Origin of the sequence: Frankia sp. KB5, from assembly GCF_002099325.1 — a bacterium.
Classification (GTDB): Bacteria; Actinomycetota; Actinomycetes; order Frankiales; family Frankiaceae; genus Frankia; species Frankia casuarinae.
Map to the genome: position 1 here is coordinate 1 of NZ_MRUJ01000323.1, position 5,704 is coordinate 5,704.

Annotated in this window: 7 protein-coding genes; all 7 read right to left on the reverse strand. The window is 72.1% G+C overall.

Annotated features, from left to right (window positions below; all coding sequences use genetic code 11):
* Window positions 1-41 precede the first annotated feature (41 nt).
* The gene (locus KBI5_RS23520; protein WP_085016509.1) at window positions 42-368 is read right to left on the reverse strand and encodes a hypothetical protein; all 327 of its coding nucleotides are present in this window, start codon (window positions 366-368) and stop codon (window positions 42-44) included.
* Between the two features lie 239 nt (window positions 369-607).
* Complete coding sequence (locus KBI5_RS23525; RefSeq protein ID WP_085016504.1) at window positions 608-997, reverse strand: hypothetical protein; 390 nt, start codon at window positions 995-997, stop codon at window positions 608-610.
* A 484-nt stretch (window positions 998-1,481) separates the two neighbouring features.
* The gene (locus KBI5_RS25720; protein ID WP_133057144.1) at window positions 1,482-1,760 is read right to left on the reverse strand and encodes a hypothetical protein; all 279 of its coding nucleotides are present in this window, start codon (window positions 1,758-1,760) and stop codon (window positions 1,482-1,484) included.
* Window positions 1,761-1,842: 82 nt separating this feature from the next.
* Window positions 1,843-3,432 carry a ParB N-terminal domain-containing protein gene (locus KBI5_RS23530; RefSeq protein WP_085016505.1) on the reverse strand — a complete coding sequence of 530 codons (1,590 nt, stop codon included), beginning with the start codon at window positions 3,430-3,432 and terminating at the stop codon, window positions 1,843-1,845.
* 98 nt (window positions 3,433-3,530) lie between these two features.
* Window positions 3,531-3,800, reverse strand: coding sequence for a hypothetical protein (locus KBI5_RS23535; protein ID WP_085016506.1), 270 nt, complete (start codon window positions 3,798-3,800; stop codon window positions 3,531-3,533).
* A 128-nt stretch (window positions 3,801-3,928) separates the two neighbouring features.
* Window positions 3,929-5,077, reverse strand: coding sequence for a DUF932 domain-containing protein (locus KBI5_RS23540; RefSeq protein ID WP_085016507.1), 1,149 nt, complete (start codon window positions 5,075-5,077; stop codon window positions 3,929-3,931).
* 109 nt (window positions 5,078-5,186) lie between these two features.
* Window positions 5,187-5,704 (reverse strand): hypothetical protein (locus KBI5_RS23545; RefSeq protein ID WP_206745274.1); only part of this gene is annotated, 518 nt, incomplete at its 5' end.

Consider the following 5,704-nt stretch of genomic DNA (forward strand, 5'->3'; position numbering starts at 1 on the left):
GGCTGGGCGGCCGGCCGGGATGTGGGCCGAGGGGGCTGTGCTTAGTCGATGATCTGCCAGGCCCATTCGTAGGCGCCGAGGTAGTAGAGGCCGTCGGGGGAGGGCTCGAGGATGGTCGTCTCGTGGTGGGTGCCGCTGTGGATGGAGATGGTGTCGTCGTCGTTGACGGTGACTGTGTCCTGCTCGTCGGTGGGTAGGCCGGCGGCGGCCAGCGTCGCGTGTTCGGTGGCGAGGTCGGCGGCGATCTGACGGGCTTGGTCGAGGGTGAAGCCGGGGACGGCGAAGCCGTTCCAGCGGACCGGGCTGTAGGGGACGTCGTAGTCGCGGGTTCCGTCGAGGGCGACGCGCATGGTTCGTCGGGATGTCATCGTGGCTTCCGTTCGCTGATCGGACATGCGGGGAAGCAGCGCGACGCGTGCATCACGTGGCGGCTGGCATTGCGGCGCGGCGGGCGCACGCGGCGGCGGTTGGCGCGGGGGTCGCGCTGGGGCCGGCTGGTGATGGAGGTCTTCCGGATCTGCGGGACCCTGGCGAGATGTGGTGCCCGGGGGGAGGGAGGGGAGGGGGAACGTTCCCGGTCGGGCTTGGGAACGTTCCCCTTCGCAGGTCAGGCGGTGTGTGCGGCCTGGGACGGGGCGGGGTTTGAGGGGCGCTCGAGGTCGGGGCGGATGATGATCGATTCGGCGATGTATTCGACGCTGGCGCGGGGCTGCTTCTGCGCGTTGAGGTAGACGCGGGTCTGGACGTCGCGGACGGCGACGGTGATCCAGTCGCCGATGTTGAGGGAGGCGTCCTGGATGCGGGTCGCGAGGAGGCCGAAGGCTTTGACCTGGGCGTAGTGGAGCTTGCCGGGGTGGATGGTGCCGTCTTCGATGACGTCGGGGAGGCGCAGGCAGATGGGGATGGCGGCCCAGAGGCTGGACTGGTTGCGGGTGGGGGCGATGTGCGGGGCGCGGTGGACGAAGGCGGTGAGGGTGAAGTCGAGCGTGCCGTGCATGGGTCCTCCTCGTGGTCGGGAGGGGGTGGGACCGGGTGGTCCTTGGTGCGGTGTGTCCTCCCGATGGCACGGGGCTGCGTCGGGCGGGGGGCCGTGTCAAGGGGCCGCCCGGCCGGCCAAGATGCTTCACGGCGCGGTCGTGGTGGTGCTGTGCCGGCGGAGCCGGCTCCGTTGTGTCCGCGCCGTGAAGGATCTGTGGTCCGGGCGATGAAGGCGGCCGGTTGACGCGGGTCGCCGGCTGGCGCACGGTCGTCGTGCCTGGGAGGACCTCGCGCCGCTGGGCCGATCACGGTGGCATTCCCATCCGGCGCCGCGGGGCCGTGGTGGCGGTGGTCAGATCGCGTTCACGGGCGTCGGAGTGGCCGCTCGCGTCCTCGTCGCGGCGGGTAGGACGTGACGCCTTCCGTGGTGCGACGTCGCCGTCCGTGTAAGGCGCGCCAACGGGCGCGGTGGCCGCTGCGGTGGGCGGTCTGGCGCTGGTCGGCTAGCCGTCGGCGCACTGGTCGTGGGCGAGGCGTTCGGCGGTGTCGGGGTTGTCGGCGTCGGGGAAGTAGTCGGCCCAGCGGGAGGCGTGTTCGGGGCCTGGTTCGCTGTCGGCGAGGAAGACGTCGCCGGCGATGACGCCGGCGACGGTGAGGGAACCGTCGAGGTCGCGGATGCCGATGACGGTGTAGCCGCGGCCGCGGCTGCGGCGGCGGCCGGCGGTGTCGGTTCGGGCGTGGTCCTGCCCGGGTGTGTGAGGTGGCGTGGGTGTCGGCGTCATGTCGGGATTCATCGGTGGGCCTTGTCTGGAAGGGGTCCGAGCACCTCCGTCGATGGTGGTGCCCGGATGTCAGGTCGGCTGGTCAGTGGTCGGTGGAGTCGGACGGCGAGATGGGATCCGGCGTTGGGTGGGTGCTTCGGGTCGCGTCGGCCGTGTGGTCGGCGCTGGTGTCGCTGGTGGTGGCGGGATGCGGTGGTTCGTCGACGTCCTGCTGGGGGTCGGTGCGTCGGGGGTCGCTGGCCGGCGTGGTGGTGGTGGGTGGGGGCGGGGTTGGCCTGGTGAGGGGGCGTTCGATGTCGGCGGGGGTGTAGCCCCAGGTCTGGAGGGCGGTGAGGTAGCGGCGGGCGGCTGGGGTGGGGGTGCGCCAGGTGTGGGGGTCGGCGTAGGTGTCCTCGTAGGCGGCGAGGACGAGGCCGAGGAGCAGGACGCGGGCGCGGGGTTCGGGTGCGTCGTCGATGAGGGCGGCGAGGTGGACGGGGTCGAGGGTGCTGTCGGGGGTGGTGAGCAGGGTGGCGGCGAGGGGGTGGTGGCGGGTCAGGGCGCGGGTGAGGTCGTGGTCGGCGGCGGCGAGGCGGGCGGCGAGGAAACGGTCGGCGCCGGCGGGTGGGGTGCGGCGGGTGAGGAAGTCGCGGAGCCAGCTGCGGCGGACGGTGGTGGCGGATCGCCACTGGCGGTTGTTCTCGGCGAGGGCGGCGCGCTCGTGGGTGCGGGCTCTGGCGGACGTGGAGGGTGTCGGGGTGTTGTCGCTGCTGGTGGGGGTGTGGAAGCGGCTGGTGTGGCCGTGGCTGTCGGGGGCGGTGCAGACGTGGATTGGCCGGTAGGGCGGTGCGGCCGGGTCGGTGACGGTGGGGGTGAGGGTGTGTTGGAGGTAGACGGCATGCCCGGGGCAGTTCTGGTGGTCCTCGGGGGTGAGGGGGGCGCCGTCGTGGTGGAGGGAGGCGAGGAGTCGGGCGGGGCCGGTGGGGTTGGGTGGGTCGATGACGGTGGTGCCGGCGTCGCGGAGCTGGCGGGTGAGGGTGTCGCGGGCGGTGCGGTCCGCGCGGTTGTCGCGGAGGAGTTGGGCGGTGTGGTCGAAGGTGCCGTGGTCGGCGGCGRTGAGGAGTTGGGTGACGGCGTCGGGGTCGTCGTCGAACTCGGCGAGGGTCGCGGCCTGGGTGAGGTCGAGGGGGTGTTGGTGGAGGCCGTCACGGGCGGCGGGGGAGGTGGAGATGCGCAGGGCGGCGTCGATGTGGCCGCGGGGGGTACGGGTGCGTCGGGCGATGGCGGCGGGGGTGAGGCCGAAGGCGGCGAGTTGTTCGACGGCGCCGATCTTGTCGGTGGGGGTGAGTCCGGCGCGGTGTTCGTTCTCGGCCCACTGGGTGAGGATGCGGGTGATCTGTTCGGTGGTGTCGTCGTTGTCGGGGCCGAGGATGAGGACGGGGACGTGGGGGAGGCCGGCGTCGATGGCGGCGCGGGTGCGGCGGTGGCCGTGGCGGACGCGCAGGCCGTCGTCGGTGCGTACGGCGGTGAGGGGGACGAGGACGCCGTGTGCCTTGAGGGAGGCGACGAGGTCGCGGTCGGCGGCGCCGGAGGCGCGCAGGTTGCGGTCGAGCAGGAGGGTCCGCGGGTCGACGAGTTCGATGCGTGCGGGGCGGCCGGTCGGTGGTGGAGTGCTGCTCGGCTGTGCTGGCATGGTGGTGAAGGGTCCTTTCGAGGAGTGCGATGGCGGGGGCGGCTGGAATGGCTGGCCTCGAGGAGGAGGTGTGCGGTCGGCTCGGGATCGCTCGCGGGCTACGGGGTAGTGCGCTGGGTGAGCGCGCTGGCGAGTGCCTCGAGAGCGGCGCTGAGCGCTGCTCGGGCGCCGGCGTCGTAGGCGTCGCGAATGGCCCTTGGGGTGACGTCGTCGTCGGGTCGGGCGAGGGCGGGCGGACGTACGGCGAGGACCGCGTGGATGGCGGCCCGGTAGCGGGGGACGGTGATCGGCGGCGTGCCCTGCGGGTTCGTGTCGAACGCGACGTCCTTGGCGAGCAGGGCGAGCAGGGCGGCGTGGTGGTTCGCCATGAGGGTGTGCTCCCTGGGGAAGTAGTCGGGGAATTCGCGCGAGCGCTGGCAGGCCAGGTGATGTGGTCCGGGGACCGCCCGGCGTGGCCTGCCGTGCCGGGCGGTCTGCGTGGGGTGTGGCTGGTGGGTCAGACGGTGGCGGCGAGGTGCAGGGCGCGCAGGGCTTGGGCTTCGAGGTCGTGGGCGCGGTCGGCGTCGGGCAGGGTCTGGGCGGTGCTGGTGACGGCGTGCAGGACGCCGGCGCTGCGGAGGTCGCCGCCGCGGATGAAGTGGGACAGGATCCGGGTCTGTTCGTCGGCGGTGAAGTGCAGCTGGCTGGCGATGTGGGTGATGGTGGCGGCGGGGTCGTCGATGGGGGTCGCGGCGGCGCGTTCGAGACGGGCGAGGGTGCGGTGCAGGTAGTCGGGGTTGAGGAAGGCGGCGACGGCGTCGCGGGCTTTGGCGGTGACGAGCGCGATGGCCTTGCGTTGGGTGTCGCTGCTCCAGGTGATGACGCCGTCGTCGAGGCGTCCGCCGAGGTGGACGGCGCGCACGGCGTCCTTGGTGATCGTCATGCCGTTGGTGCAGATCTCGACGACGAGGCGGGGGGTGATGGTGAACGCGCCGCAGCCGGTTTCGCTGTTGGTGACGGTGAAGCCGGCCCAGACGATGGGGTTGTCGGCGCCGCGGGCTCCGGTGAACGGGCTGGTGTAGCCGTCGAGGAGGGTGGGGGCGGCGAGGCGGACCGTGTCGCTGCGGATGCGCAGGTACATGCGCCGGTCGGTGAGATCGGCGCCGTCGACGGTGACGGGGCCGCCGGCCTGGCGGATGCCGTCGAGCGCGGCGAGCAGGACGTCGAGGTTGTCGACCGGCCGGTAGCGGTCGGACAGCACCGCCCGCGCGACGCCCGGGCCGCTGCCGGTGGAGGGGCGCAGGGCGCGGACGAGCAGGGCGCGGTTCTGCTGGGCGGGGTGCTGGAACCAGCCGTTGATGTTCGCGTCGTAGAGGGGGAGATGGGTCTCGCGCAGGCGGCGCAGGTAGGGCAGGGGGATCTGGAGCTTGTCGGCGAGGCCTTCGTCGGCGATGGTCGTGGGGGTGTAGGTGCCGTCGGTGAGGTCGACGCCGTCGGGTCCGAGGACCGGGTCGGTGCCGGCGAGGACGAGGCTGCCGTCGCGGGCGGTGATCGTGCGGGCGGGGGCGACGACGTCGAGCTGGCGGGGCTGCTCGGTCTGCAGGAGAGCGACGAGGTCGTCGAGGCTGGAGTTGCGTCCGGTTCCGGTGCATCGCTGTTCGTTCATCGGATACTCCTTGGGAGAAGAAACGAAAAGATGGGGATTGCGGGCATGGCTGTTCGGGCGTTCCCGGGTGGGAGCGCCGTGGGTGGTGGAAAGGGTGAGGCGGGGCGACTTACCAGGCGATGTCGAAGTGGACGTCGCGGGGAAGGGTGTAGCCGCGGGCGCAGAAACGGCAGTAGAACCGTGGTGCGGTGGCGTCGGTGAGGTCGAAGGCGCTGTCCTGGTCGTCGTCACTGGACAGGGTGACGAACCACAGCGGCCGGTCGTGGGCGGGATCGTCGACGCGCCGCAGGGCACTGTCGAGGACGGGCCGGGCGGAGTAGAGCCATTCCTGGTGGGTGAGACCGGAGCCTGACGCGCAGCGGGGGCAGTGGAGGTGCTGTGCGCCGTCCGGTCCGGTGGTGACGGCGAGTTCGCCGTGGGGTGGTTCGGCGAGGATGCCGTTTTCCATGCCGCTGATCTGGACCATGAAGTCACCGTGGTCGGCTGGGCGGGTAATGGTCAGGAGAGGCGGCTGGACGTCGCCGTTCCACTCAACGCGGGGATGATGTGTGGGATCGTAAGAGTTCGGTGATGGCGTGGGTGGGCGGGCCGAAGGCCCGGCCGGTGTTGCCGGTCGGGTGGTTTTCG

Bases quoted from the DNA above. Each gene is read 5' to 3' on its own strand.
- KBI5_RS23535 (WP_085016506.1), bottom strand. From the start codon at position 3,800: ATGGCGAACCACCACGCCGCCCTGCTCGCCCTGCTCGCCAAGGACGTC.
- KBI5_RS23540 (WP_085016507.1), bottom strand. From the start codon at position 5,077: ATGAACGAACAGCGATGCACCGGAACCGGACGCAACTCCAGCCTCGAC.
- KBI5_RS23525 (WP_085016504.1), bottom strand. From the start codon at position 997: ATGCACGGCACGCTCGACTTCACCCTCACCGCCTTCGTCCACCGCGCC.
- KBI5_RS23520 (WP_085016509.1), bottom strand. From the start codon at position 368: ATGACATCCCGACGAACCATGCGCGTCGCCCTCGACGGAACCCGCGAC.
- KBI5_RS25720 (WP_133057144.1), bottom strand. From the start codon at position 1,760: ATGACGCCGACACCCACGCCACCTCACACACCCGGGCAGGACCACGCC.